This is a genomic window from Phycisphaerae bacterium (genome assembly GCA_018003015.1).
Lineage (GTDB): Bacteria > Planctomycetota > Phycisphaerae > UBA1845 > PWPN01 > JAGNEZ01.
In genome coordinates, this window is the sequence record JAGNEZ010000001.1 from 181,008 (window position 1) to 206,021 (window position 25,014).

The 25,014-nt window shown below is 64.2% G+C and carries 17 protein-coding genes; 6 read left to right on the top strand and 11 right to left on the bottom strand.

The window, feature by feature from the left end; all coding sequences use genetic code 11:
* Nucleotides 1–5 precede the first annotated feature (5 nt).
* From KA354_00625 to KA354_00650, 6 genes are all read left to right on the top strand, one after another.
* On the top strand, nt 6–2,885 hold the full coding sequence (locus KA354_00625; GenBank protein MBP7933122.1) for a hypothetical protein: 2,880 nt from the start codon (nt 6–8) through the stop codon (nt 2,883–2,885).
* 115 nt (nt 2,886–3,000) lie between these two features.
* Nucleotides 3,001–3,483 carry a LysM peptidoglycan-binding domain-containing protein gene (locus tag KA354_00630; protein MBP7933123.1) on the top strand — a complete coding sequence of 161 codons (483 nt, stop codon included), beginning with the start codon at nt 3,001–3,003 and terminating at the stop codon, nt 3,481–3,483.
* A 234-nt stretch (nt 3,484–3,717) separates the two neighbouring features.
* Nucleotides 3,718–5,889, top strand: a complete 2,172-nt coding sequence (recG, locus tag KA354_00635; protein MBP7933124.1) for an ATP-dependent DNA helicase RecG — start codon at nt 3,718–3,720, stop codon at nt 5,887–5,889.
* A 134-nt stretch (nt 5,890–6,023) separates the two neighbouring features.
* Nucleotides 6,024–6,413 (top strand): phosphoribosyl-AMP cyclohydrolase, encoded by a 390-nt coding sequence (gene hisI / locus KA354_00640; protein ID MBP7933125.1) that lies wholly within the window; start codon nt 6,024–6,026, stop codon nt 6,411–6,413.
* Between the two features lie 36 nt (nt 6,414–6,449).
* Nucleotides 6,450–8,384 (top strand): hypothetical protein, encoded by a 1,935-nt coding sequence (locus tag KA354_00645; protein MBP7933126.1) that lies wholly within the window; start codon nt 6,450–6,452, stop codon nt 8,382–8,384.
* Nucleotides 8,385–9,069: 685 nt separating this feature from the next.
* Nucleotides 9,070–9,447, top strand: coding sequence for an STAS domain-containing protein (locus KA354_00650; GenBank protein ID MBP7933127.1), 378 nt, complete (start codon nt 9,070–9,072; stop codon nt 9,445–9,447).
* Nucleotides 9,448–9,450: 3 nt separating this feature from the next.
* On the opposite strand, the gene KA354_00655 is transcribed toward KA354_00650, so the two are convergent.
* From KA354_00655 to KA354_00705, 11 genes are all read right to left on the bottom strand, one after another.
* Nucleotides 9,451–10,527, bottom strand: a complete 1,077-nt coding sequence (locus KA354_00655) for a LacI family DNA-binding transcriptional regulator (GenBank protein MBP7933128.1) — start codon at nt 10,525–10,527, stop codon at nt 9,451–9,453.
* Nucleotides 10,528–10,786: 259 nt separating this feature from the next.
* The gene (locus tag KA354_00660) at nt 10,787–12,262 is read right to left on the bottom strand and encodes a neutral/alkaline non-lysosomal ceramidase N-terminal domain-containing protein (protein ID MBP7933129.1); all 1,476 of its coding nucleotides are present in this window, start codon (nt 12,260–12,262) and stop codon (nt 10,787–10,789) included.
* Nucleotides 12,259–14,547 carry a carbohydrate-binding protein gene (locus KA354_00665; protein ID MBP7933130.1) on the bottom strand — a complete coding sequence of 763 codons (2,289 nt, stop codon included), beginning with the start codon at nt 14,545–14,547 and terminating at the stop codon, nt 12,259–12,261. Before KA354_00665 ends, KA354_00660 begins: the two co-directional genes overlap by 4 nt.
* Nucleotides 14,548–14,714: 167 nt before the next feature.
* The gene (locus tag KA354_00670; protein ID MBP7933131.1) at nt 14,715–16,058 is read right to left on the bottom strand and encodes a Gfo/Idh/MocA family oxidoreductase; all 1,344 of its coding nucleotides are present in this window, start codon (nt 16,056–16,058) and stop codon (nt 14,715–14,717) included.
* 104 nt (nt 16,059–16,162) lie between these two features.
* Nucleotides 16,163–18,478, bottom strand: coding sequence for an acetate/propionate family kinase (locus tag KA354_00675; protein MBP7933132.1), 2,316 nt, complete (start codon nt 18,476–18,478; stop codon nt 16,163–16,165).
* 541 nt (nt 18,479–19,019) lie between these two features.
* Nucleotides 19,020–19,835: a ThiF family adenylyltransferase gene (locus tag KA354_00680; GenBank protein ID MBP7933133.1), complete on the bottom strand. Its 816-nt coding sequence runs from the start codon at nt 19,833–19,835 to the stop codon at nt 19,020–19,022.
* Nucleotides 19,789–20,604, bottom strand: coding sequence for a hypothetical protein (locus KA354_00685; GenBank protein ID MBP7933134.1), 816 nt, complete (start codon nt 20,602–20,604; stop codon nt 19,789–19,791). The genes KA354_00680 and KA354_00685 overlap by 47 nt, the downstream gene beginning before the upstream one ends.
* Before the next feature lie 20 nt (nt 20,605–20,624).
* Entirely contained in the window at nt 20,625–21,497 is an 873-nt protein-coding gene (locus KA354_00690) for a hypothetical protein (protein MBP7933135.1), read from the bottom strand.
* A gap of 131 nt (nt 21,498–21,628) precedes the next feature.
* Complete coding sequence (locus KA354_00695; protein MBP7933136.1) at nt 21,629–21,940, bottom strand: hypothetical protein; 312 nt, start codon at nt 21,938–21,940, stop codon at nt 21,629–21,631.
* A 48-nt stretch (nt 21,941–21,988) separates the two neighbouring features.
* Complete coding sequence (locus KA354_00700; protein ID MBP7933137.1) at nt 21,989–23,245, bottom strand: hypothetical protein; 1,257 nt, start codon at nt 23,243–23,245, stop codon at nt 21,989–21,991.
* Nucleotides 23,242–25,005, bottom strand: a complete 1,764-nt coding sequence (locus tag KA354_00705; GenBank protein ID MBP7933138.1) for an AAA family ATPase — start codon at nt 25,003–25,005, stop codon at nt 23,242–23,244. The genes KA354_00700 and KA354_00705 overlap by 4 nt, the downstream gene beginning before the upstream one ends.
* Nucleotides 25,006–25,014 lie beyond the last annotated feature (9 nt).

A 25,014-nucleotide genomic window follows, 5' to 3' on the forward strand; every position in this document is an offset into this window, starting at 1 on the left:
AGCCGATGCGAACATCGAGGTCATGGAAGCCGATCGTTCGGACTGCCGCGGCGGCCGCAGCGGTCCTTGCAGGCTGTGGTCCCCCTTCCGGGACGGCCATGATTCTCCGCCCCACCGTCGAGACCATCACCCTCCGGCCGGCAGCGCAACCTCTTGCGCGGGAACCGCTGTTCACCTCGTGGCTGCCAGACGTCGGGAGGATGGGCGAAGAGGTCCGCCGACGGCATCAGCCACCCGGTCCGGGATGGGCAAAGGTGCTGGCCGAGGAGTTCCGCGAGGCCGCGACCGAGGTCGTACCCGGCTGGCGAATCGTCGATTTCCCTTCGCTGAAGATCGCGGCCCTGAACGGGCGGCGGAGTATCGAGATTCGCGGGCCGGCAGACATGAAGGCACCCTGCGGTCTGGAGTGCGATCTGAGCGCCGCCTCTCTCACGGGCCGGGACGCCCGGCTGGACTTGTGTCTCAGCTGCCGATCACCGCAGCAAGCAGAGGCCATCCGGGGAATCAGAATCACCGTTGCCGCCGACGGTACCGCCGGCCAGAGCACGTCGGTCACCGTGCCGCTGCAGTCGGGCGTATCACCGGGCTGGGAATGGCAACACGCATGGTTGCGGTTCGAGTCGGGAATTCGGGCCGCGACCCTGAAGATCGTGGCCGAGCGACCCGGCGCGGCGGTTACGCTCGGTGCGGTTCACCTGGCCGCACGGCAATCTGCCCAGTCGGGGAATTCGCCGTCGATTGACCCAGCCGCCACCCAGGCCGCCAGTCACACCGGATCCCAGGTCCGCAATTGGCTGGTCGGCGGCGGCTTCGAGACCGGCTCGCGGGGGTTCTACACCAGCGCCGTCACCCGTTGGCCCAACGGCGGCGAGCGCGTCATCCCCATCGATTGGCGACTCTCCGAGGATGCCGCCGAGGGCACCACAGCGCTGGCGATCAGCGTGCCCGAGTTCGGAGGCCGTGTAGGGTTCGGCCCCCTGAACCTGGACCGGGCAGCCGTTCCCTCGCCGCAGGTCCATCTCCGTTTTCTGGCCAAGTCCGCCCGTCCAACGAAACTCACCGCCACGTTGCGCGGTCGCGCCAGGACAATCGGCCAGCGAACGTTCGCCCTGTCTCCAAGCTGGCAGGGATTCCACAGTCTCTTCCGGATCAACACCCGCCATGAAGACGACCGACGTGAATGGGCGGCGGCCGAGCTGGTCTTCGATTTTGCCGGAGACCGCGCACCGGAGGTCAACGAGTGCGGGCTCGACGCGGTGGTACTCACCCACTCAGCGATCGATTCTCCCGGCCTGCGAAGCGCCCCGGTCGAGATCGGCATCCTCGGACCCCATCCCGAATCGGGTGACCTTGGACATCTCATCGACGAGCGGGCAAAGGCCTCGGTGACGATCCGGCTGGTGGGCGACCCGCTGGCCGCTCCCTCGGGAACATCCGCTGCGAGCCAGCCGGCCCGAACGGCCGAACCCCGGTTCTCAGACCGCCGCGCGGGCGAGCTGGCCGTCGACGTCCTCGATGCCTGGGGTCGTTCGGTCGGCAGGCTGACCCGGGCGATCTCGCTGCCGCTGAGCGGGATGGCGATCCTGAACGTCGACCTGGACGGGCTGACACGCGGATACTACTGCATCGTGGCCTCGCTCTGGGACGGGGTGCCAGGGAGCTCGACGATGATCTCCCAGGCCACCTGCCCGCTGGGCGTCATCTCCTGGTCGGATGCCGTTCCCAAGGATAGCCCCTATGGGCTCTCGACTTCGCAGGGCATTGTGTCCGTGCACACGAGCCGCCTGGGCACCCGATGGGTTCGTATGGATTTGCCAACAAAGGAGTTACAGACGGCGCCGACCTCGTGGGGCTTCGGCGTCTGGGCAGCGATGATGGGTTCCTGCCGCGCCAACCAGATTGAGGCCATTACCGCGTTGATGCTGCCCGCCGACACCCCGTCGCGCCAAGCGTTCGTCGAACAATGGCTGGCGGATGGCTCGCTCTGGCCCGGCGGTGTGCTGGTTCGCCGGCCGTCGATCACCACGCAACCGACGGAGGCCTATCTGGCGGAGCTGAAGTGGCTGGGCGAGCAGCTTGCTCGGCGGGCGCCAGGCCTACGACTGGTGAGCGATTCGCTCGTGGATGGACGGGGCGGCGAGGGTGTCGTGCTCGGGATCGCCTGCCCCATGACGCCGGTTCCGGAGGAGTGCGAGAGACAACTCGAGGCCATTGGCCACCGCCAGTCGCCAGAGCAGGTGGTATGGGACCCTTATGTTCCGGTTCGTCTTGGGGGGGCGCAACCTTTTGGCACCCCGCTGGTTACGTTGGCGTCCCAGAGTCGAGGGGCGGTTCAGCTGCTCGAGAGGCCGATCGATCCGGTGGTGTCCGCGTCGCACATGGTCCGGTCGCTGCTGATTCGATCGTTAGCTGTCGCCGAACTCTCCTGCAGCGAAGCGGTCGCCCTGGATCCGGTCCGGTCTGCGTTCGATGACGATCGCCGCCGCCTGCATGAGCCGGATCTGTCCCCTCGGCCGGCACTTGTCGCTTTTGACGTGCTGACCGAGTTGCTGAACCGCGGCGTCCTGAAGCGGTGGGTGGATGTACCGGGCGGGACACGGGTGCTGTACTTTGAGGTGAGTGATGGGCGTGGAGTGGCGGCGGTGTGGCGGCCCTACGGGATGAGCCCGACCCGGCTGGCGCTGCCGGGCTTGGGGTCATCGGTCACCGTGATGGACTGCCTCGGGGTGGTGGAGCCTGCGGTCGTGGAGTCTGCTTGTCGAGTGGTCGAGGCGAACGAAGTCGTTCGCTTTCTGATCGCCGCGGATCGGGACCGGCCGGCGCTGCAACGATCGCTGGAGAACATCCGCGTTCTCCTCGACACCCCGGATCAGGCGGCACGTTGACTTGCGGACCGCGGGAGATATGATCGACCCGAGACTTGCCGGTCGTCGTCCGCGAAACGCGGGCAATGTTCAAGGGCGGCGAAACGGGACACGGATCGTGACAAGGAGTTGATTCATGAGCGCGAAGATGACTTGGGTACTGATGGCGGGGCTGGGCCTGATCGTCGGGCTTTCGATGGGCTGCAACAAACCGCAAGCGGAAGAGCCTATTGTACAGGCTCCGGAGCCGGAGGCTCCTCCTTTTCCGGAGAGCACCGTTCCCTCGGCCGAGGTGCAGCCGACCAGGCCGGTCGTAACGACCACGCCTCCGCCACCTCCCCCGCCGCCGGTTGAGACCGCCGCGCCGCCGGTCGACACGGGAACCCCGGACGCCGCCGCCCGCAAGGCCGCACCCGCACCAAAGGAGCAATACGCATCCAGGAAAGCCTCGTCGAGCGGGCGCACCCACACCGTAAAGAAGGGCGAGACGCTGCAGACCATCTCTCAGAAGTATTACGGAACAACCAAGAACTGGCGCAAGATCTACGACGCCAACCGAAAGCAGCTGCCCAAGGGACCGGATGAGGTCATGGTCGGTACCAAGCTGCGGATACCTTGATGGCAGTCGGGTTCCCGCGGACTCCGCTCGGCAGGTCCATGGCTCAAGCCTGTCGAAGGCAGTCGAGTCGCGATCGGTCGTTGGTCATGGTCGGGCGGCCGGCGAGCGTCGGTGACGCGGGCATCTGAGAGATGAGGCGGATGGGGAGAGTCCATTCGCAGTGCGAATAACGGGCTTCGCCGATCTATCCAGGATCGACGAAGCCTGTTCCGTCTGGACAACCGGATGGCGAGCGTGGGCAATCCAGGTCAACAACGTCCGGAGAACGTGTCCCAAGCCGGCACCGGACCAATTCGGTCCAGCATTCTGGAACGTCCGGTACAGTTCCTTCGAGGCGTCGGGCCACACCGAGCCAAGATCCTCGCGGAGATGGGCATCCAGACCGTTGCCGACCTGGTCATGTACTTCCCCTTTCGATTCGAGGAGCAGCCCCGCCCACAGACCATTGAGTCGCTTCGTCTCGACGAGCCCGCGACGGTGATCGGCACAGTCGAGTCGGTGAAATCGCGCCGCGGTTGCGGCCGGTTCGGCCCCGCCGTGTTGAACGTCATTCTCCGCGACGGGACTGGGCGGATGCGGGTCACCTGGTTCAACGCGGATTATCTCTGCGATCGCGTCCAGCGCGGGCAGGTCCTCCGCGTGTTCGGCAAGGTCGGCGTCGAAGGGGATCTGGGACAACTGACCAATCCAAAAGTCGAGTGGCTTGACCCGGACGACGATCCGGCTGGTTGGGACTTCAGCCGTCTGGTGCCCGTCTACCGGGCTTGCGGCAATCTGGCTTCCAGCCAAATCGCCCGGATCGTCGCGTCCGTACTCGATGAGGCGGTGGACGTGATCAGCGAGCCGCTGCCGGAATGGCTACTTCGCCGGCGGGAGTTGCCTTCGCGCGGGACGGCGATCACGGCGATGCATCGCCCTCGAACGCTCGAGGAGATCGCTCCGGCCCGGCGGCGGTTGGCCTACGAGGAACTGTTGCTCATGCAGCTGGCGGTGACGCTCCAGCGGGGTTGGGCGGCCCGCAACCTACAAGCCCCCCCCTTGCCGACCAGCGAGAAAGTCAACCTGCGAATCCGCCGGCGGTTTCCGTTCGCTCTGACCGAATCCCAGAACCGGGTTGTCCGGGAAATCGTCGCCGACCTCGCTCGGACACGCCCGATGACCCGCTTGCTGCAGGGTGATGTCGGCAGCGGCAAAACCGTCGTCGCCCTCTACGCGGCTCTGGTGACCGTGGCCAACCACCGGCAGTGTGCGATCCTTGCTCCGACAGAGGTGCTTGCCAGCCAACACTACGCAAGTGTTGAGAAGTACCTGGCGGGAAGCCGAGTGCGTCGCTGCCTGCTCACCGGCCGGACCGCCAGAGCCGCGCGGCGGCAAACGCTGGAAGCCATCGCCCAAGGTGAAATGGACCTGGTAGTCGGCACGCAGGCGCTGCTTGAGACCAAGGTCAGCTTCCCGTCTCTGGGCCTGGTGATCGTCGACGAACAGCACAAGTTCGGCGTCATCCAGCGAGCGACGCTGAAGAACTCTCCCCTGACTGGAGAGGTGACCGGCCCACCGGTCGTGCCTCACTACCTGGTCATGACGGCCACGCCCATCCCGCGAACGCTGTCCATGACCGTGTTCGGCGATCTGGACGTCTCCGTCATCGACAAGCTACCGCCCGGCCGTCAGCCGATCACCACTCGGATGATCATGCCCCGGCAGGAATCCGACGCCTGGTCCGCGGTCCGCCGACGGATCTCCTCCGGCGATCAGGCGTACGTCGTCTACCCGCTGGTCGAGGAATCGGACGCTCTGGACCTCAAGGCCGCGACGGCAGAAGTGGACCGGGTCGCTCACGAGTTGCTGCCCGGCACGCGGGTCGGACTGCTGCACGGCCGGATGAAGAAGCACGAGAAAGCCACCGTGATGCAGGACTTCGTCGAACACCGGCTGGATGTCCTGGTCTCAACGACGGTGATCGAGGTCGGCGTGGACGTACCCAACGCGACCATCATGGTCGTCCAGCACGCGGAGCGGTACGGACTGTCTGCCCTGCACCAGTTGCGCGGCCGGGTCGGTCGAGGCAGCAAGCCGTCGGCCTGCCTGCTGATGAGCGAAAGGCGGGGCGGACTCGCTGCACGACGACTGAAGGTCCTGTGCCAGACCACCGATGGCTTCAAGATCGCCGAGGAGGATCTGGCCCTGCGTGGACCGGGCGAGCTGCTGGGCACCCGCCAGCACGGCTTCCCCGAGTTCCTGGTGGCCAACCTGGTCGAGGACGTGGATCTGCTCATGAAGGCCCGCGACGATGCCGCCCGGATCGTGCGCCAGGACGCCGGCCTCCGCCAGCCGCACCATGTTGTACTGAAAGCCGAGTTGCGTCGGAAGTTCCGAGACAAGATAGCGTTAATCGACGTGGGATGATACAGTAGAGGCCGTGTGCGAGCGGACCGGAGGGCCGATGAATCCGGGGGCGATGCCGCGGACGTGGCGGCCGATGCGGGCGAAGACGGGCCGCTGAGCGACGACCCCACACGATCCAAGCACGAGTGGAGACCATGCAGGGGCTAGACGATCTGAAGTATGACGCCAACGGGCTGATCCCGGCCGTTGTCCAGGACGCCGAGACCGGCGAGATCCTGATGATGGCCTACATGAACAAGACCAGTCTGGCGGAGTCGATTCGGACCGGCAAGACGCATTTCTGGTCGCGATCCCGGCAGAAATACTGGATGAAGGGTGAGAGCAGCGGACACACTCAGGACATCCAGGAGGTTTTCGTCGACTGCGACCTGGACACGATCCTGGTCAAAGTCAAACAGCACGGCGCCGCCTGCCACGAGGGGTACCGTAACTGCTTCTTTCGCAGATTCGACTCCGCGTCACAGGAGTGGAAGGTCTGTGCGAAGCGGCTGCTGGATCCCGAGAAGATCTACGGCAAGACGTAGCCCGCTCGAATCGATCAGGGGCAGGGGGAGTGATACATGCCTGATCCGAGACCGATCAGCACGACACCTGGGCGCACCCGCTTCACTTGGTTTCTTGCGGCAGTGGCGGGGATAGCGGCTCTGGCCATGGGCTACGGTCTGGCGGGCGCGTCCGAACCGCTGGTTTCATCCCAGACAGTCCAACTCGCGTTTCGGGTCTGCGCGAGTCTGTTCGTGCTCAGCCGATTGCTCATGCTTGTTCCGCTGCGCGGGTTGGGTGTCCGGCTCCGCTGCTGGTGGGTGGACTACGTCCTGTTGCTCGGAGGCCTGGCCTGGTGGCTGCTGAACCTGTCACGCGGACCGATGGTCCTCGAATTGATCACCTGCTACTGCCTGGCGATGGCGGTCTGGGCGATCGCGTATGAAGGCCTGAAATCCCTCACCCGCGGGGCGGAAAACGGCCGGGTCCGTGCGGCCGGCTGGCGTCTGCTCACCGCCGGGCTCTTACTGGCGGTTCTCGCCGGCGCGGTCCTCGCCCTGCCCGCCTGCTGGCACGGGGAGTACCCCGTTCCCACGGAGGGCGACTACGTCGGGTACCGGCTGGCGTCCCACTGGCTAAGATGCACGTTCACCGCGACGGCGGCTCTGACTGGAACCGGGCTGAGCCTCATCGACATCGGCCAGGAGCTGAGTCGCGCGGGCCAGACTGTCGTCCTCGTGCTGATGCAGTTCGGCGGACTCGCGATCCTGGCGATCGGAGCGGTGGCCGGCTGGCGGCTACGGCGGCTGGCGGGCTGGGGCTGCGAGGACGACAACTGCTCGCCGCACGGGCCGGCCTGGCTGATCGTGTTCACGCTGATCCTCGCCCTGGGCCTGGAGGCGGTCGGCGCCTGGATCCTGCTCCCCATGTGGGGCGACGAGACCCACCCCCCGCTTTCGATCCACAACGACCAGCTGTTCGCTTCCGCATTCCATGCCGTCAGCGCCTTCTGCAACGTCGGGCTGACCCTGGAGAGCAACGGGCTGGTGGCCAAGGCTGGCCACTACGGCGTGTTCGCGGCCATCCTGCCGCTGATGATCCTCGGCAGCCTGGGCGGGCCGGTGCTCTACGATCTGTTCCGGCGGGTGCTCCACCTGCGCGGTCTCGGGCTGTCGTATCTGTCCCGGCATTTCTGGCTGGCCGTGGCGGGCAGTGCCGTGGTGACCGCCCTGGGCGCTGCCCTGCTGGTCGGCATCGAGAAATCACCCCGCCGCTGGCAATTGCGAAACCCGCGCTCGGACACGCCCGGCCGGCTGATGGTGGCCACCGCCCCGAGCACGAGCACGCCGGCCACAGCCGCCTCCTTGAGTTCCGCCGCGCCGGCCAGCGCGGAGAGTCCGCCCAGTCAGCCTTCGGAGCGAGCCAAGACCGAACGACTCCAGAGCCAGAGCCGCGGGCAGTGCTGGGCCTCGGCTTTCTTCCAGAGTGCGGCGACCCGCACCGGCGGCATGCGCATCGTGCGCCTGGACGAGAATTCCCTCGCACCAGCCAGCCGGCTCGTGCTGATGTGCCTGATGCTGGCCGGGGGCGAAGTGGGAGGCACGGCCGGAGGAATCCGCCTCATGGTGCTGTTCCTCATCCTGGGCACCCTTTTCTCCAGATCCGCTTCGTCGACCGACGCCACCTCCTCCAAGCGAGCCGTCGCAAGGCAGCATGTCCTGACCATCGCAGTCGGAGCGACCTTCTCTCTACTGGTCATCATTGCCCTGACCACCCTGGCCCTGACCTTCCGCGAGGCCGGCTCACCTCAGGCCTGCCTGTTCGAGGCGGTCAGCGTCGGCTGCAACGTCGGCTTCTCGGCCGGCTTGACCGGCCCTCACCTGTCTACCCAAGGCATCGTCATCCTGATCCTCTCGATGCTCTTTTCACGCATTGTCCCCTTGGCAATCCTGCTTCGAAGCCGCCTCGTATCGCTTGCCACGGTCCATCCCCAGCGCGGAGACAACGACTGAGAAAGCTGAGAGCAAGGCTTCGAGTTGATTCGGGAGAAACGGGGAGGAGCGGATCGCCAACGCCAGCTCGCCCGGCTCAGGCCACGCACAACCGCCGGCCGGCTTCCACGGGCACAGCGGAGAAGTCGGGTTCCGGTCGAGACAGCTGCGGCGAAACGAGCGCGGCGGTCTTCTGCATCTGACTGACAAGCTGGGCAACGCTGAGCCGGGGAGACTCACCCTCTGGACAGGCGCAAGGATGGCAAGCCATCAGTCCTGAGCACTGCATGCACTTGGGCAATGGCATAGATTCCGTCCTCTCGATGGGGACACCTGCCGCCCCTCGCGGGGCATTGCTGCCTACTCGGTTATACCCAGGGTCATCGGCATAAGCAACCATTTTCCACAGTATTAGCTGGACCAATAACAGGCGACGTTCCGTTTGCATGCACTAATGCTCAGCCCCAGCTGCGACAGGTCTGAATTGAACATAACCCCTTTCTCCACAAAGCAATACCAGGGTCTTGCGTCAAACGGCGCAGCCATGAGGTTTCTCGATCCTTGAGAGCACCCGGCCGCCCGATACCTGCGTTGTTCCCCACCCACGCGGGCCGGAAAACGCGGGCGATGTCAACACGGTACCCCCCGGTAGTCGATCTATGAGCGGGCAACGATCCCTCGGTCATGCTCAGAGGCAGGTGCACTGATGCTTGCGAAGTCCTACAGGCTGGAATCGGTCGGAGAGATCGGCATTGTCGAGCTGCTGGACCGGACACTGGTTGAGGCGGCCTCCCTCCAGGAACTGGGTGTGGCCATTCGTCGGCTGATCGCCAAGGGCACGTACCACATCCTGCTTATCGATTTTGCCAACGTCGCGTTTCTGGGATCCGCGGCCCTGGGAATCCTGGTCTCTCTTCGCCAGGAGATGGAGTACCAGAAAGGTCGAATCGAGATTTGCGGCATGCGTAAGGAACTGTTGCAGATCCTGCGCTTCTCTCGACTCGATCGGTTGTTCGTGCTGTACGAGAACCGCGAGGCCGCCTTGAAGGTCCTTCAGGAGGGCTCCGTGCCCATCGGCACCTAGCCGTCACCCGCTCACGGGGCAGGTTCCGCCCGTGCGGACCATGGGGGGAAGAATCAAGTTCTCGAATCGAAACTCCGCCCGGCTCTGTAGCTCGACCATCTTGCGGACCGCCAGTTCGCCGGCCTCGTACCAGGAAACGTCCACCGAGGTGATCGCCTGCCAACCCGGGGCCCGCCAGAAGGAGGCGTCGCAGCCCACCAGGCACACCTCCTGCGGAATTCTAAAACCAGCATCGAGGCCGGCGTGCAAAGCACCCACGCTGGCCACGGAAGAGGCCGCGTAAACTCCGTCCGGCCGCATATCCCGCAGCCGCGGCGTCAGCCACGCCATCGCCCCACGCTCGCCCACGTCCAGTGGAATCTCCAGCAGTTCAACTTCGATCCCGGCCTCCCGGGCCACGCTGAGCGCCCCTTCCTTGCGCAGCCGGATCGGCTCCCAGAAGAAATCGTCGCTGACGATCACCCACTTGCGCCGACCGGCATCACGCAGCAGCCGGGCCGCGATCTGACCGACTTCGAGGTTGTTCACGTCGATGGCGTTTGACGGGCAGGTCGTGGGATGCTCCGGAAAGACGATCACCACCGGCAAACCGAGTTCGATCTGCCGGCGCATCGGATCGTCCAGCACCGTCGGCGGGGTACGCAGAATGGCCCCGAAAACGCCGCCGTCGAGGACGCCGCGGACCCGCTGGACAGCCGCTTCGGGCTCCGGCGAGTCCAGACTGGCCAAGACCGGGTACAAATCCAGGACGCGCGAGGCCTCCATCGCTCCAGCCAGAAACTGGCCTTCGAGGGCTTGCACATGCCAGGAACTCGGCTGCGCCCGGGCATCGCCGCGCCCGCGGAGAATCAGCCCGTAAAACGTCGGATGACCACTCCGCAGGCTGATCGCCATCAGGTTGGCGGCGTAACCCTGTTCCTCCGCAATCCGTCGGACGCGGTCCACGGTCTCCGGCCGGAATCGTCTGATCACCTCCGGCCGATTGGCCAGGATGAGCGAGACCGTCGCCCGGGATACCCCGGCTTCCTCGGCAATGGCTTGAATGGTTGGACGCGTCTTCCGCTTTCCGGCGTCTGGCATAGTATCCCGATTCTACCGCAACGGGGTCGTCATGTCTTGCACGCGGACCGCGACCTGCCGTGCAAAGGGCCTGGAGAGCCCACCCTGCGTCTTCCCGGCAGCCTCGCGCCCGACACGCGGTCCGGGCGACGCCAGGCATGCGAACGAAGCAGAGCTACCTGGAGGAAGTCAAGGCTATCTCGGGACGTTCATATCCCCTCCGCGGCCTGCGGATCGCGGATCCACCCTGGCTTTCCTCGCTGATTTGCCGCGTACTTGACTACCGATCCTTGAACAGCGACTCCCATGCGGCCATGATTCGCGGGCCGGCTTCCGGGCCACAGGAATTGGCCTCGCCGTACTGCCGATCCTTGCGACCGTAGGCGTAGGGAGCGACCCAGTCCCACTGCGACTTGGGGAGGATATAGCCAATCTCGTCGTTGGCCAGCCCGACGAGCATCTGATGCTGGCCCTTCATCAGGCCGAAAACCGACGGCTCTTGGGGGGCACCCTGGAAGTCGGCGCCGGGATCCTGGGGGGCCTGGATCTTGCCGAGGGTCAGCTCGGGATAGATCTCGCCGGGGATGGCCGCGATTTCGAGACCGCCGATGGTCAAGCGGGCTACCTCGGTCTTGAGGAAGAACTCGGGACCGGCCGCAGCGGTCGCAGGGGCATCAGCTGAGGCGGCGTCGGGCGTGGTCGGCGCGGGGGCCGTAGCGGGGATGGAGGTGCGCTCACCCTTCTCGTCGAAGACCTGCCGCCGCAGGATGCTCATCTGGGCACCGAGCCGGTACATCGGGTTCCACAGCGGGATGAGCAGTTCTTTGGCGTCAGCCCGGATCGGACCGGCGAGGGGCTCTGACTTCGCCAGAGTTCGCTCCGCGATGGTCCCAATGAGACGACCGTAGGCCATCATCTGTTCGATCGGTTCGGTCGGGATCGGCTCGTTGGTGATCGGATGGGTCTTCGGCTCGCGCGGAGCGAGCAGCCCGCCGACCGTGCCGGTGTTGTGGATCGCCGTGCCACCGAACTTCTCCTCGAGATGCTCGCGTTCGGTGGACGGGAAGTCGCTGCTGAGCTGCTTGTTGCGCGAACCGAGAACCTCCGGGTGGCACGGCATGTTGACCCAGGTGACGATGACCCTGCCGGTCTCGTCCTTGGCCTGAACAACGGTCAACTGCGAGTCGATGACGATGGGCTGCCGCGAATCGCCAATGAGTTGAGCCATCTCGTTGGCATCCGCGTGGGCAATTCTCAGCATGGCCGGACGCATGGCGGCATGGGCATGACCAATGACTCTTACGCATGCGGTTCGCACCTGCTTGAGATGCTCGGCATTGACACCGGTTCGCCCGATCGGCCCCCACAGCCCCACCGTGTCTGGCCCGGCATGGGTGTGCGTGCTGCTGACCAGCACGTAGTCGATTGGCGGCTTCAGTTGAAGCTGATCGACGTCTTTACGGACCCGCAGCACGTCTTCGCGGAACAAACCGATGAGATCGCAAGCCACGATGGCCACGGTGCACTTGCCGTCGCTGATCACCATGGCCCGGGCGTAGATGTCGTCGTGAACCGCCTCGGCCTGGCGACCGGGCCCATAGCCGGCCAGCCAGACCGATGGCGCATCCGGGGCGACTTTGGGCGTGATGGCCTCCGACGCGGCCCCCATTCTGTAACCGTCGGCCGCCCTCGCCGGGCCGAGAGCAACAGCCATCCCGAGCACCAGAGACGCCAACGCCAGTGGCCAGTTTCTCATGACTTGCCTTTCTGGTCAGGCCAGACCTTGATCGTGATTCGGCCGGCACCAGGGTTTTCGACGGGTCCGGGAGCCGGGTTGGCTTCCTTTCGCGGTTTCCCGAAGTAGTCGGTGTTGATTCGAATCGGTGAGCCGTCGGGGCGCTCGTAGGGCAGGTTCGGAATGGCGGCCTTGCCCAGGAGATCCGTGGTCACCAGCTTGCGGCCTCGCTCCGTTATCCATTCCTTGTCGAGGCTGATTTCGAGATGCCAGCCGTCGGGCCTCTCCACGATCTTGAGGGCGGGATCATAATCCGCCTTGATCAGCGGAGCCTTCTCGTGTTTCGAAGGTCTGGCACCCTTGAGGAAGACATTGCCATCCATCCACAAGGGCTGCTTGGTGGAGTCGTAAACGGCCAGTCCGTCCGGGCCGGCGAAGAGGTTGTTGTAGAAGCGGTCGTCGCCGCCCACGATCTTGCGGAGGCCGGCCACTTCGGTGGTATGGGCCGCGTGGAACGGCGTCTCACGACTCAGCTCCGGACGGGGCAAAATACGTCCCGCGAACAGATTGTGTGCATAAGCGCCGCCCTCGGACATGTTCAGCAGACTCGTTCGGGAGAGCAGGAAGTTGTTGTCCACAAGGAACGGCCCATGGTCCACCTCGAAGAAAAGGTCCTGCCAGCCGTTGTCGTGGAAGAGGTTTCCGGTCACGAGGGTGCCTTGAGCCATCCAGTCCAGCCACAGGCCCTGGCAGCATCGATAAATGTGGTTGTGGCTGATCGCCGTGTCGATCGCACCATGGAACTTGATGCCCGCCATCTCCGCTCCACCGAACAACTGGCGGACGTGGATGTCATGGATGGTGTTGCCGGTGACCAGGCTGAAGATCGGTCCGAGGCTGCCGACGATACCCGCCTGCTCGCAATGGGTAACAGTGTTGTTGCGGACGATGTGGTGGCCAATGGTCTCCTTACTCCAGCCGCGTTTCAGGCCGCGCTCGATGGTCTTGACATAGCCCTCGGCCGTGTTGGCGGAGGTATTGTCGAACTCGTCACCGTGCTTGCCTAGGGAGATGCCGGAGCAGACCGAATGGCTGACCACATTGTTCTCGATAATCCAACCCTTGCTCCAATGAGTGCCGATCAGGCCGATCTGCTCGGCGGTGGGCGGGGCCCAGGGTGTGGCCGCGTGCCGCATGGCGAAGCCCCGAACGGTGATGTAGTTGCGGCCCGGCTGGTCGGGATAGAAGACCGTTCGGCGCACGTTGATTTCGACCCGTTGTCCGTTGGGATCAACACCCGGGAATTGCGCCCAGATCATCGTGTCTGACGTTTCCACCTTGGCGAGCCACAGCCCGGCGTTCAACGCACTCGGCCTGGGAGCTTTGAACACCAAGCACAGCGTCTTGGTCCCGCCGACCGGCTTGATCCGGGCGATGAACGAAGACCAGGATTGCCAGTCGCCGGTGTTCGGGATGACGCATGTCCCGAGCAGTTCTCCGTCGACCTTGTCGAGGCGGATTTCGATGGTTCCGCCGTCGGAGGCCGATGCGGCCCGGATTTCCAGCTGCTCGACGGATTGGGCAAAATCAACTTTGTCGTAGCGGACCCAGTGGCCGTGCTCAATGAAGCCGATGCACTCGCCACCCTCCGAGCAAGCGGCATTCTGCGTACCGTTCTTGGCGGTGAAGCTGGTGGCCGGGATCCGCCCGGCGTCGCCGGTGTCTTTGCCAGGCCGAAGCCAAGCCACGTTGAGCAGATACTGGTGACCTGCCCGAGCGAGCCAGGCCGGCGCACTCCCGGCCGGGGCCAGTACTTCGTCCAACTTCGTGGCCTCGATCAGCCAGTCGTCATTGAGATACACGGCACCGGTATGGTGCTCGCGCCCCTTGGGATCGAACCAGTCGCCGCGAATGAGGTCGCTATGAGGATTGAAGTCGCCAAAGAGCGAGTTGGGCACGGTCGCCTTCCAGGTGTCATTCTGGACCTTGATCCAGCCCTTGACTACTTCAGACCCTCTGAGCTCGACCTTCTCGCCCGGGGCTGCCTGATAGACGATGCGTCGGGCGTCCGATTCGCCTCCGCGCGGCGGGCTGATGCGTTCGCGGTAGGTGCCCTCATGCACGGTGACGGTATCACCCGGCTGAGCCAGTTCCGCGCCGCGCTGAATCGTGCGCAGTGGTGCCGCTTGTGTGCCGGGGTTGGAATCGCTGCCGCTGATCGCAACATGCAGCTCTGCGGCATGAGAAGAAGCGTGAATCCCGAGCGCCATAGCCATCACCAATGAAAGAGAGACACTTCTTGTCATGCTGGTCCTCCTTAGACGAGCGGGAATGCCCGCCGTGTCTGTCCGATCAGGTTAACGATTGGCCTCGCAGTCGTCGAGGTGGTGGGGGCCGAACAAGGGGGATTGGAGCAGAAGAACCGTGATGGCGATCGGACGCCTCAAGCGGCTGGCAAGCCGTTAGTCTATACTCAGAGTGCCTTCGTGCGACCGGGTACTGCCAGCGGGTAGCGGCCCTGGGCATCGGGCTTGACCGGTGGATCGGAATCCATGGTCAAGTCCTCCAAGCCAGGGGCGAGAACGAGGTCTGAGGCGAGGGCATCGTCCCAGGTAACCTCCCTGCCGGATTCGGCGGCCATGCGGCCGAGGATACCTGCGAGGGCCGCGAAGGCGGAGCGTTTGACCTCATTGTACGGCTTGTTCTGCCGGATGGCTTCGAACAACAGATCGTGCTCGACCTGGTACGAGTCGCCCTTGTCGCCCTTGAACCGCCAGATGATGCTCTCTTCCGCGGGCTTGTAGCCCTTGTAGATGAGCGGGTCGGGAATGCCTTCGCCCAGTATGGCCGAACCTTTGGCTCCATGGATCACATTGCCCCAAAAGCCCCAGCAGTCGGCCATATGCCGGGCCTGGGCGAGCATCCGCGTTCCGTCGGCGAAGGAGTATTCGACGGCATAGTGGTCGAACATCTGGTCAGGCTCGGCGCGGGGATACCGCCCGCCCTGTCCCTGGGCGGATATGGGCCAGGCGTTCTTGGCCCAGCAGCACACATCAAGGTTGTGAATGAGCCAATCCAGGATGAAACTCCCGCCCAACCAGTTGAAGTTGTGGAAATGGCGAATCTGGTGGGCCATTTCGCCGGTGCCGGCCGGTTTGGGCGCGATGCCCACGGGGCCGTGCTCGCGATAGGACCAACAGGTAATGACGTCGCCGATAACGCCGTCGTGGATTCGGCGAATGGCCTCCTGCAGCGGGGCGTAATGGCGGCTCATCAGGCCGCCGGCGATCTTGAGGTTCTTCCTGTCGGCCTCCTCACCGGCCTTGAGCACGCGGCGGACTCCCGGGCTGTCGACGGCAAACGCCTTTTCCATGAACACGTGGCAGCTCTTGGCGACCGCGTATTCGAGGTGGGGCGGCCGAAAGCCAGGGGGTGTGGCCAGGATGACCACGCCGGAGCCGCCGAGGGCGTCGATCGCCTTCTTGTAGGCGTCGAAGCCTATGAACTGGCGGTCTTTGGGAACGTTGACCTGCTTGCCGAATCGCTCGGAAATGGCCTTGAGACTGGACTGGAGCCGGTCGTCGAAGACGTCGGCCATGGCCACGAGTTGCGTCGGGCCGCTCTTGGTCGAGAGAGCGTTGATCGCGGCGCCCGTGCCCCGCCCGCCGCAGCCGACCAGGGCGACTTTGATGGTGTTGTCCTCCGCTGCGTGGACGGAAGAGACGGCCGCGGTCCCGAAAGCCGACAGGGCGGCAATCCGGCCGGAGGTATTCAGGAATTCACGACGCGACGCACGCCTGCCGGGTTTCTGACTCATGGATGTGCCCTCTTGACATCGACTCGCTCTTAGATGCCCCCCACATGATACCACGTGGTATGTTGGCCCGTCGAGCTCGAGGGTGACCTTGGAGCCCGGCCGGCTCAGTCCTGACTCTGAATCCCGTCGATGTAGCCCGTCATACCGGTTCGGATGCCCGCGGCATTCCCTTCGTCCGTATCGATATGCATGGCCAGGCGGAAGCTCGGGTCTACACGGACGCGAACGTCGCCAAACACCAGCTCGCGATCGCCGGGTACCCGCACCCGCACCGTGAACTTGTCGCGTACCCCGTAACGAAGCGCATCCTCCGGTGTCATATGGATATGACGCAAGGCGCAGATGACCCCTTTGTCGATGGTGAGTCTGCCGGCGGGGCCCTCCAGGGTGATGCCGGGCGTGTCCTTCAGGTCGCCGGACTCACGTATGGGTGGGTGGATGCCGAGCTTGAACTGTTCGGTCATCGCGATCTCCACTTGCGTGGCCTTGCGTACCGGCCCGAGGACCCGCACGCGCTCGACGCGGCCCCGGGGACCGACGAGCGTCACCTGCTCCTCGCAGGCGAACTGGCCGGGTTGCGAGAGGTCGCTCTGCCTGGTGAGTTGATGACCTTGACCGAACAGGGCCTCGACATGCTCCTGGGTCAGGTGGAGGTGATGGGCCGAAACCTCAATCGGGATAGGTGCCTGGCATTGTGTTTCGAGGGTCCGCATAATGGAAGAGCGGCTCAGAGCCCGCAGCGACTCGCGGGCAATCATGCGCTCCTCGTCCGTCGGCACGACCAGCACGGTGACCTGCGAATCGTCGGTGGAAATGCGGCGAATCTCCTCGCAGCCATGGGCCTCCCGGTTACGCTGTTCGTCCAGGCTAATCCCCATACAGCCCAGCCCCTGTAAGGCCAGGGCTCGAACCCGGGCACTGCCTTGCCCGATTCCGGCGGTGAAAATGACCACGTCCAGACCGCCCATGGCGGCAACGTACGCACCGAGGTACTTCCGCAGCCGGTAACAGAACGCTTTCAGGGCCAGCAGGGCACGGTGGTTTCCCTCGTGTGCGGCCCGCTCGACTTCGCGCATGTCGGCGGAAATGCCCGACAACCCCAGCAACCCGCTTTGTCTGTTCAGCAAACCATCAATCTGGTCGCCGGTAAGACCTTGGGTCCGTTCGAGGTATACCAACACGCCCGGATCGATGTCCCCCCCGCGTGTACCCATGATCAGGCCCTCCGCCGGGGTGAAGCCCATTGACGTATCGACGGAGCGGCCGTGGTCCACCGCACAGACCGAAGCACCGTTGCCCAAGTGACAACTGATGATCTCCAGCTCGTTGAGTCGGCGGCCAAGGTGCTGGGCGGCGGCCAGACAAACGTACGCGTGTGAAGTCCCGTGAAAACCGTAGCGCCGCACCCTGTTGTTCTCATAGTACTCGTAGGGCAGGCCGTAGAGATAGGCGAACGAAGGCAGCGTATTGTGGAATGCCGTGTCGCATACCGCGAAATGAGGGACCGAAGGAAACACCCGTCGGGCTTCCCTGATGCCGAGAAGGTTGATGGGGTTGTGCAGCGGCGCCAGAGGACTGAGTGCGTCGAGTTCCCGCAAAACGTCGTCGGTGATAAGCACGGTCTCGGCAAACCGCTCGCCACCGTGAACCACACGGTGCCCGACGACGCTGATCTCGGCCGGTTTCGCGACGGCTCCCCCGTCCTTGTTGGTCAATGCGCGGAACATGGCCTCGAACGCCTCGCGGTGACTACCCTTGGCCAGGTTCTCCGTGACCTCCCCGCGCGGCCCGCGGCAGGTGTGCCGGGTAACGTCAGTGCCGATGCGGTCAACGAGGCCACGAACGTTGTGCGATTCGTTCTGCGTGTCGAAAAGGCTGTACTTGAGCGACGAGGATCCGCAGTTGACGACCAGGACCCTCTCCGGTCGTTCACTCTTGAGATGCATGCCGTAGGGATCCTCACTCTTGCGAAAGGCGGCGGCCTTGGTGGGGTCCTCCATCACTCTCTTGAACCGCTCCGAGATGGTCTTGGAGATGTGCTGCAGGGCGCGGGGCTCGGTCATGATCACCGACGAGAAGAGGCTGGCCGGCACCAGGAGCACACTACATCGCGTCTCCGCGATGATGTCGACTATGGTCTTATCGCCGCTCATGAGGACCATTTCGCCGAACGTGTCTGCGGCCTTGAGATGCTCAAGCACCTGTCGATCGCCGCCCTCGGCAATGACGGACGCCGACGCCTGACCCTCCAACATGACGCCGAGATGCATCGCGTCTTCACCGAATTCAACAATGGCCTCGTTCGGCTCGTACGACATCACCTGCGATCCCACGACGAGTTCAGCCAGTCGCTCGGGGGGAAAGAACTTGAAGAGGCCAACGCTCTGTTTCAGGAAACCTGCAATTGCGGCATCGTTCATCGCTGACACCTGCTTCATGGTCAATAGTCAACGCACCGCATCATTGTCATGAGATGAACCGGCAAGGACAAGTGCGGCCGGCGAGGGCACCAGCCGTACCACGGGCGCCCACACTCTGGTGAGCAGTTCTCTACCGGCGATTACCCCAGCCTAGTCCAGCCCCTGAAGCCGATGTTACGCGTAAGCGCTTCGTCTATAGCCTCTTACGATGGACCGAAATCAGCACTGAACGCTCGATCATCCGCGTCGAAGTTGGTACCCGCGTCCCCCCGCGGCTAGACGATGAGCGGTGCTGATCGGCAGGGCAACGCGGGCTGCAAACAGCAGGGCAGATCACCGCTTGCAGCTCGAACGGCCCGCGCTCATGCGCCCGCGGGCTAATCCCTGCCGGTTCATGTGCGACTATGACGCGTCCGCCACGGTCGTGCACCTTCCGGCGGGACCCTGCACTTTCGAATACTGCTGGGTCGATGAGCCGGCGGGGGCCGTCTGTGTAACCAGCGTGGTCTTCATCCCGTGAATCGATCATGAGGACCGCCGCTCACACCGATGCCCCTTCCGCCGGTGCGACGGGGATCGCAGACGGCCTGACCATGCACTCCGCCCAATCGAAGTGGGCCTCTGCATAGTGTAGCGCGCCGCAGAAATACAGATAGAACGCTGCAAACTCAAGGGCGGCCGCGTAGAAGTTCGAAAGCAGGATCTGAGGGGCGCCAGCCAGCAGGTCGACGCATGAGGGCCCGCCGGGAAGACGCTGGTATGATGCGCCGCGAAGCTCAGGGTGCCAGTGACAGGGTGACTTGGTGACATCCCGGCCGCCCTTGCGTATCTGGACGTAGACGGAGCCGTGCGTGCCGCGCTGCATCCGGCCGGTGCCGGGGTCCGGTTCAACACCATCGTTTCCAGAGAAGAAGACGGCGACGTCGCGGAGCTGGGAACAGTAATCCGCAACCAGTCGCCGGCTCGGGTGGTTGTCGAAATTAGCGCTGACCACGTCGCCCTCCCGGATAATGTCCGCGATCGTCTCCTCGTTCACGTAGCGTTCGACGGCCACGAGCGTCAGCGGCCCCTCGGCAAAGATGGGGAACTCGAGCATGCCCTCGAGACTCGCCGCTGCTTTGTTTGTCAGTCGTTTGAAGATCTGCCGGGCGGCGTTCGAGTGCTCATAGGAATCCCCATCGACGAGAACCCACCGTGCCCTGCGGTTCTGCCGCATCAGGGTCGAGGCGACGAAAAGCGCGGCATACTGGTTGAAGATCCCGCCGGTGCCGCCAAGCCCGAGGACTTTGAAGGACTGGTTGTCCGGGATTTCAGGAACCAGGCGCTGTCCACGGTCTGCTCGTCGATTGGCATCCATGATTGGACCCTCCCTTATCGGGACATTCTTGCGTCTCCTCGGAATCGACATATCGCCTGTACGTCTCCTTGTGCACGCGGTCGATCCACCTCGTTGGCACGCGAAGCCGCAGCCTGCGATATCCGCGCTCCAGGATCGAGTCTGCAGCGATGGGGAACCGGTGGCCGTCGATCACGGCATCTACCTGCACGTGCGGCGGGTGATGGCGGGGAAACGCCCAGATGATGTGAACCATGGCCCGGCTGCGTTCATCCCATTGATCGATGATGCTTGCACCGGCGTCATCTCCCGGATGGCTGTGGATGTCTCCGACCAGCATGAACTCCGGTGGCAGGTCCGGAACCTCGTACTTGACGCTCGAGTACGTGACGCGCTGCACCGGGCAGATGAGACGATACCGACGCTTCCATCGGTCGTAACAGAGCAGCAGGAAGGATTCCGAGTTGTACATCCGAGCGACCCGGACGAAGAATCCGAGGGCAAGCTCGGTCAACCGATAGGGGACCAGGGGCCAGTGAGCCTTGAGTGACGCTCGATGAAGAGCCAGCCCCGGCGGCACAGGCACAGGGACGCTCGACTCGAACCAGGGATGATTGCGGCATCGGTAGACGACTGCCTCGGGCTGGCTTCCACCACCGTCGGCGAGCATGTAGAAGAAAGCATCCTTCGGCCATTGAACCGGCTCACGCTTGAGATAGAACGGCGTGTCCGGCTTCGCTTCGCCGCGCCGCGCCGGCCCCGGCTTCAGCGCATTGTCCTGTATAGCCATGGTTCGCTCCTTGGAACCGATCACCCGGCCTTACGCTGCCGGTGATTGAAGACGATCCTCGCCAGATCAGAGCACGACGTGGGCCGCTGCTCCATCGCACGCTGAAGCCGGAACATGCGGTCAATCACTCCCGCGACGGTCATCCCGGTGCTGATCAACGGGACGTCGAGAGTCCACAGGGGGTTCTCCCTGGTCGCATCTTCCCACGCTCGTGGGTTCGCAAAACGCTTGTCGCAACCGCGAAGGAGATACTCGGTGTACCACGAACGCTCCTCGTGGCGTTCGCTGCTGCGGTTGAAGGCCTTTCCGAGCAACACGTCCAGCAGAGTCCGCAGCGAGAGTCGAAGCCGCCGCGTCTCGTTCACCTCGCCGTCACAACTCCGATCCATGTGTTGCGTGCAAAGCCACGAGAGGGGCTTCGTTTCAGCCACCGGGGCCGCGAACTTCGACGCATTCAGCAGGCACGGGTAGTCCAGCGTATCCGATTGGATGTTCTCGATCGGTTTCCGGCGCCAGAACACCTCGCAATTCCCTTGCAGCACCTTGTGATGACGCGTCGGCCCCGGGCCCCAGAGCGCCAGGAGTACGACGTAAGGCCAGGAGATCCGGTAGTTGTGGTATACCGTACCCGGCCCGTAGTCGATCTCGCTGTCAGGCGAGATCCACCGAACCTGCGTGGCCTGTGCCGCCCGTTCGTACACAAACACCGACCAATCGCTCCGCGAGACGACGGACCGAACGCCGTTGGGCAGCACGTGAACGCCCGTGCTGATCTGCGGCCGGACCATCCGATCCAGAAACTGCTCCAGCGGCATCCTGGCGGTCGCACCTTCAGGCGAGGTGGCGACAACCTGCCCATCCGTGATGACAATCTGCTCTGTCCCTGCAGCCATGATTCTGCTCCCCACAGACCGCTCGTGTTCCAAGCCTTGAAATGCCGTGGCTCGGTGTGCAAGCCCGATTCGCGAAGCGAATCGCGTGCGGCGGATCAAGAGGAACCCGGTTATCGCGGCCGACATCCACGTCACCTTGAGACGATCGTTCCCTTTTCTCCGATACGGGTGATGAACGTGAGCGACTGTCCCTCGCGCACGACGGTCGAATCGTCGACCTCGCTGCCGTCCAACAGCGCGACCGCATCCGGGTCGATCTCGTAGGCGTCCGCGTAACGGCGACGCAATTCCCGGACCGTCGTACCCGCCGGACACGTACCCATGTGAATCCCGGCGCTGATCAGCGCGGTCCCCGGGCTCGCCTCGCCCAGGGCAAACGGATCAGCCGACGCGTCGAGGGCGTCACGGGGACTCTCCCGCAACCTTGGCGTTTGTTCCAGCATCGCTTTCTCCTTCTGGTTCTGGTTCCACATCCGAACCCGGCACAGGTCTCATTCCATGAGCTCATCGAAGTCCACGCCTGCCTCGAGCGAGTCCGCCGCGGCTACGTCATCGGGCGTCACCACGGTGCCCCCGCGCCATGTGGTGGCGGCGATGGCCGCGGCGAGCAGGCTGGCCGCCGCCCCCGGCTGGGCCTGCCCGTGCTGGGCGGACAACCGCAGCACCATGCGCCGGGCCGCCGGCTCGACTTCAACGCCACTTGCCGAAGCGTGCGAGTCCAGTGCCCGGGCCAACGCATCGCCCACCGGGGTCTCCAAGGGCGTCAGTACGAGCCGACGCCGCAGAGCACTGTCAGCCGCGATCCGCCGGAGCGAGACCGAAGGAGCCTTGAGCGTGCCGAATAGCCGTAAGCCCCGATCCAGCCCCGCGGCCAACAGGGCGTGACTGATTGGCGTCCCGAGAAGCAGATCAATTCCCTTCACCAGGAACAGAGACCCGACCTGCTCCTGCATCTCGGTCAGCATCGTCATCAGAGCGGCGTCGCGGTCGGTCTCGAACATCGCGCCGGCCGCGACCACCGCCGCCTCGATTCGGAACACACGGCGCACGACCCTGCGCTCCATGAGCTGGTTCGCAGCGGCGACCATCACCGTGTCCTTGCCTGCCCCCGCAACCCCGATCACGATGGCCGCATGGGGCGGCTCGGGACGGGCCGCGATCATGGCAAGTTGTTCGGCCTGATAGGGCCGGATGCAGCGCTGCTCAGCGGCGGCGGCGTCCTCTTTGGTGATGACTTCGGCTCGAGCCAAGACCCGTCCGGTCGGCGATTCGTCTTCCGCCGGTGAAGCCGCGGTTTCCCGCTCCACGGCCTCCCGGACCCCTGCCAGACAGGACGAGCCGAACAGCTCGAGAACCTCTAGAAGAACATCTAAAACTCTATCGCCTGGTACCGGATCCAGGTCAAGTCGTCGCCAGCGGCGGCGACAGGGACCGCGGCGAAGCAGATCAGCCAGGCCGGGCGCGTCGCCACCCCGATACTCCAGATCGTCGTCCACCATGACGATCGCGCCGCCGCATGCCGCCTGCCCGAGCACCAGCACGTTCGTTGCACCCTTGTTGAACCGCTCATTGGTGGGAACATCGGTGAACAGGACCATGCGGGCACTGCACATCTCGATGCCGATGCCGTAGGCCGCGAGCACGCCGACCAGCGGCTCGCCGACGTGGGCGAATCGGCCTGGGGGGCATCGGCCGAACCCGACAGGAGCGTGGGCAGAACCGTCTCGGATTCGTGGGGGGGTGGTCATGACGCGGCCCTCAGCAGTTCATGGCTCGAAACGATCGGGGATTGCTCAATCAGGCGGACGTCGCTGATCTGGCCGGCCCCGACATCCACGTATCCCGTGATATTGCCGCGATTGCACATCTCCGCAACATCGCGGATCTGCCGATCCAACGCGCCGAGAAGGACGCGGGTGGTGATTCCGACCTCCCGGCCGGTCTTGGCCTCCTGCCGACGAACCCTGCGCGCAGCCTGTTCGACCGCCTTGGCAACAATCGCCGGCGTGAGCATCTGGCGACGGTAGATGATCATCGGCGTGCTGCTGCCGACAAGGTAGACCTGGAGTTGCCCGGGATCGCCGTTCGGCGCGAACAGGAATGCCTCAGCCTCCGAAACCAGGCGCTGTCGTGCGGCCTTCTCGCCGGGCTCACCCTGGAGCGCGACCGGCAGCCTGCCGAGATGTTTGGCGATCACCGAGCGGAAGTGGTGCCGGTCGAGATGGCCAAACCGCGTGACCTGGAAGCGACGGGTAAATGCACTGTCCAAGGCCTCGACCAGGTTCGTCGTGGCGATCACGATCAGGTGCTTGTCAGCAAGGTCTTTCCGCGTCGGATCGACCTTGGCCAGCAGGCCGCTGCACAGCCGTGAGTACACCGCCTCGTTGTCGGCGTCGTTCACCGAACGCCGTCGGGCAAGGGCATCTATCTCCTCGAGTATCACGATGCAGGGCAGATGATAGAACTTGCCGTTGAGTTCCACGGGCTCGCCGGCCATTTGCTCGGCCTCCGAGAACAGCCGGTCGATGTTCTTGTCGGAGACCCCCAGCAGGTGGCTCAAGGTGGAAGCCGCATTCAGACGGAAGCACCTCGGGGGGAGTTCCTCCGAGGGAACGCCGCTGATTGAGGCGATCCGATCATAGATGGCCCGGTGCAGAGCCATCAGGCTGTACGTCTTGCCGGTCCCGGTTCCACCCTGCAGCAGGAGCGTCGTGAGCAGCGGCGCATTCCAGCGCTTCCGCAGCCATTCATGCCGGTCGCTCAACGTCAACTCAACATCTTCAAGGATTTCGAGAATATAGCTTGGCGGATCGCCAAGATCGTCGACCGTCACCGTGGGCACAGGTTCTTTGGAGAGGAACTTATAGTGCTCGAACTTGCTGCCGGCCCCGGGGAGGGCGTAGAACGCCATCTCCTGCCGGGCGCTCACTACGATCTTCGCCCCCGGTTCCACCTCGCCGGCCTCGATCTGATCGGTCAACCGCTGAGAAGCGAGGAAATGCTGGCCTTCCTGCTCACGGAGGGTCACGTCCACGTAGTCCCCCACGCGCTTGCCGAGGATGGCGATCTCCCCCGAGCGATCGCCACACGGCTGCGAGCCGATGATGGCCTTGCCCTCCCGGTCGATCTCGACCGAGTCGCCCCGACGAAGCGCTTCGGCAAGCTTCTCGTCGGGAACGGGTAGCGTAATCGCCATGCCGTCCTGCAGCCGAACATGGGCCCGGCGCATCCCGCCTTTCTCTTCGGCATGCTGTAGGAATACACCGGATCGCGTCGATCCGCGCTGCATCTCCTCAAGCCTCTCCCGGTACTGCGCAGCGAGCTTCTTCGCCTGCTCGTTCGCCTTGGCGGCGGTCCCCAGTTCAATCAACATGCGAATCACGCTCAGACCCTGTTCGGGATCGTGGGTGATGATCTGATGAATCAGCACGGCCTTGTGCTCGTCAGGAACACCGGCCTCCATGATCAACTGCTTGAGTTCCTCGGTCCCAGCCTTGTTCTTGGCCATGTGGCTTCC

Excerpts from the sequence above, each read along its gene's own strand:
- KA354_00625 (MBP7933122.1), top strand. The coding sequence starts at position 6 with ATGCGAACATCGAGGTCATGGAAGCCGATCGTTCGGACTGCCGCGGCG.
- KA354_00630 (MBP7933123.1), top strand. The coding sequence starts at position 3,001 with ATGAGCGCGAAGATGACTTGGGTACTGATGGCGGGGCTGGGCCTGATC.
- hisI (MBP7933125.1), top strand. The coding sequence starts at position 6,024 with ATGCAGGGGCTAGACGATCTGAAGTATGACGCCAACGGGCTGATCCCG.
- KA354_00645 (MBP7933126.1), top strand. The coding sequence starts at position 6,450 with ATGCCTGATCCGAGACCGATCAGCACGACACCTGGGCGCACCCGCTTC.
- KA354_00650 (MBP7933127.1), top strand. The coding sequence starts at position 9,070 with ATGCTTGCGAAGTCCTACAGGCTGGAATCGGTCGGAGAGATCGGCATT.
- KA354_00655 (MBP7933128.1), bottom strand. The coding sequence starts at position 10,527 with ATGCCAGACGCCGGAAAGCGGAAGACGCGTCCAACCATTCAAGCCATT.
- KA354_00660 (MBP7933129.1), bottom strand. The coding sequence starts at position 12,262 with ATGAGAAACTGGCCACTGGCGTTGGCGTCTCTGGTGCTCGGGATGGCT.
- KA354_00665 (MBP7933130.1), bottom strand. The coding sequence starts at position 14,547 with ATGACAAGAAGTGTCTCTCTTTCATTGGTGATGGCTATGGCGCTCGGG.
- KA354_00670 (MBP7933131.1), bottom strand. The coding sequence starts at position 16,058 with ATGAGTCAGAAACCCGGCAGGCGTGCGTCGCGTCGTGAATTCCTGAAT.
- KA354_00675 (MBP7933132.1), bottom strand. The coding sequence starts at position 18,478 with ATGAACGATGCCGCAATTGCAGGTTTCCTGAAACAGAGCGTTGGCCTC.
- KA354_00680 (MBP7933133.1), bottom strand. The coding sequence starts at position 19,835 with ATGGATGCCAATCGACGAGCAGACCGTGGACAGCGCCTGGTTCCTGAA.
- KA354_00685 (MBP7933134.1), bottom strand. The coding sequence starts at position 20,604 with ATGGCTATACAGGACAATGCGCTGAAGCCGGGGCCGGCGCGGCGCGGC.
- KA354_00690 (MBP7933135.1), bottom strand. The coding sequence starts at position 21,497 with ATGGCTGCAGGGACAGAGCAGATTGTCATCACGGATGGGCAGGTTGTC.
- KA354_00695 (MBP7933136.1), bottom strand. The coding sequence starts at position 21,940 with ATGCTGGAACAAACGCCAAGGTTGCGGGAGAGTCCCCGTGACGCCCTC.
- KA354_00700 (MBP7933137.1), bottom strand. The coding sequence starts at position 23,245 with ATGACCACCCCCCCACGAATCCGAGACGGTTCTGCCCACGCTCCTGTC.
- KA354_00705 (MBP7933138.1), bottom strand. The coding sequence starts at position 25,005 with ATGGCCAAGAACAAGGCTGGGACCGAGGAACTCAAGCAGTTGATCATG.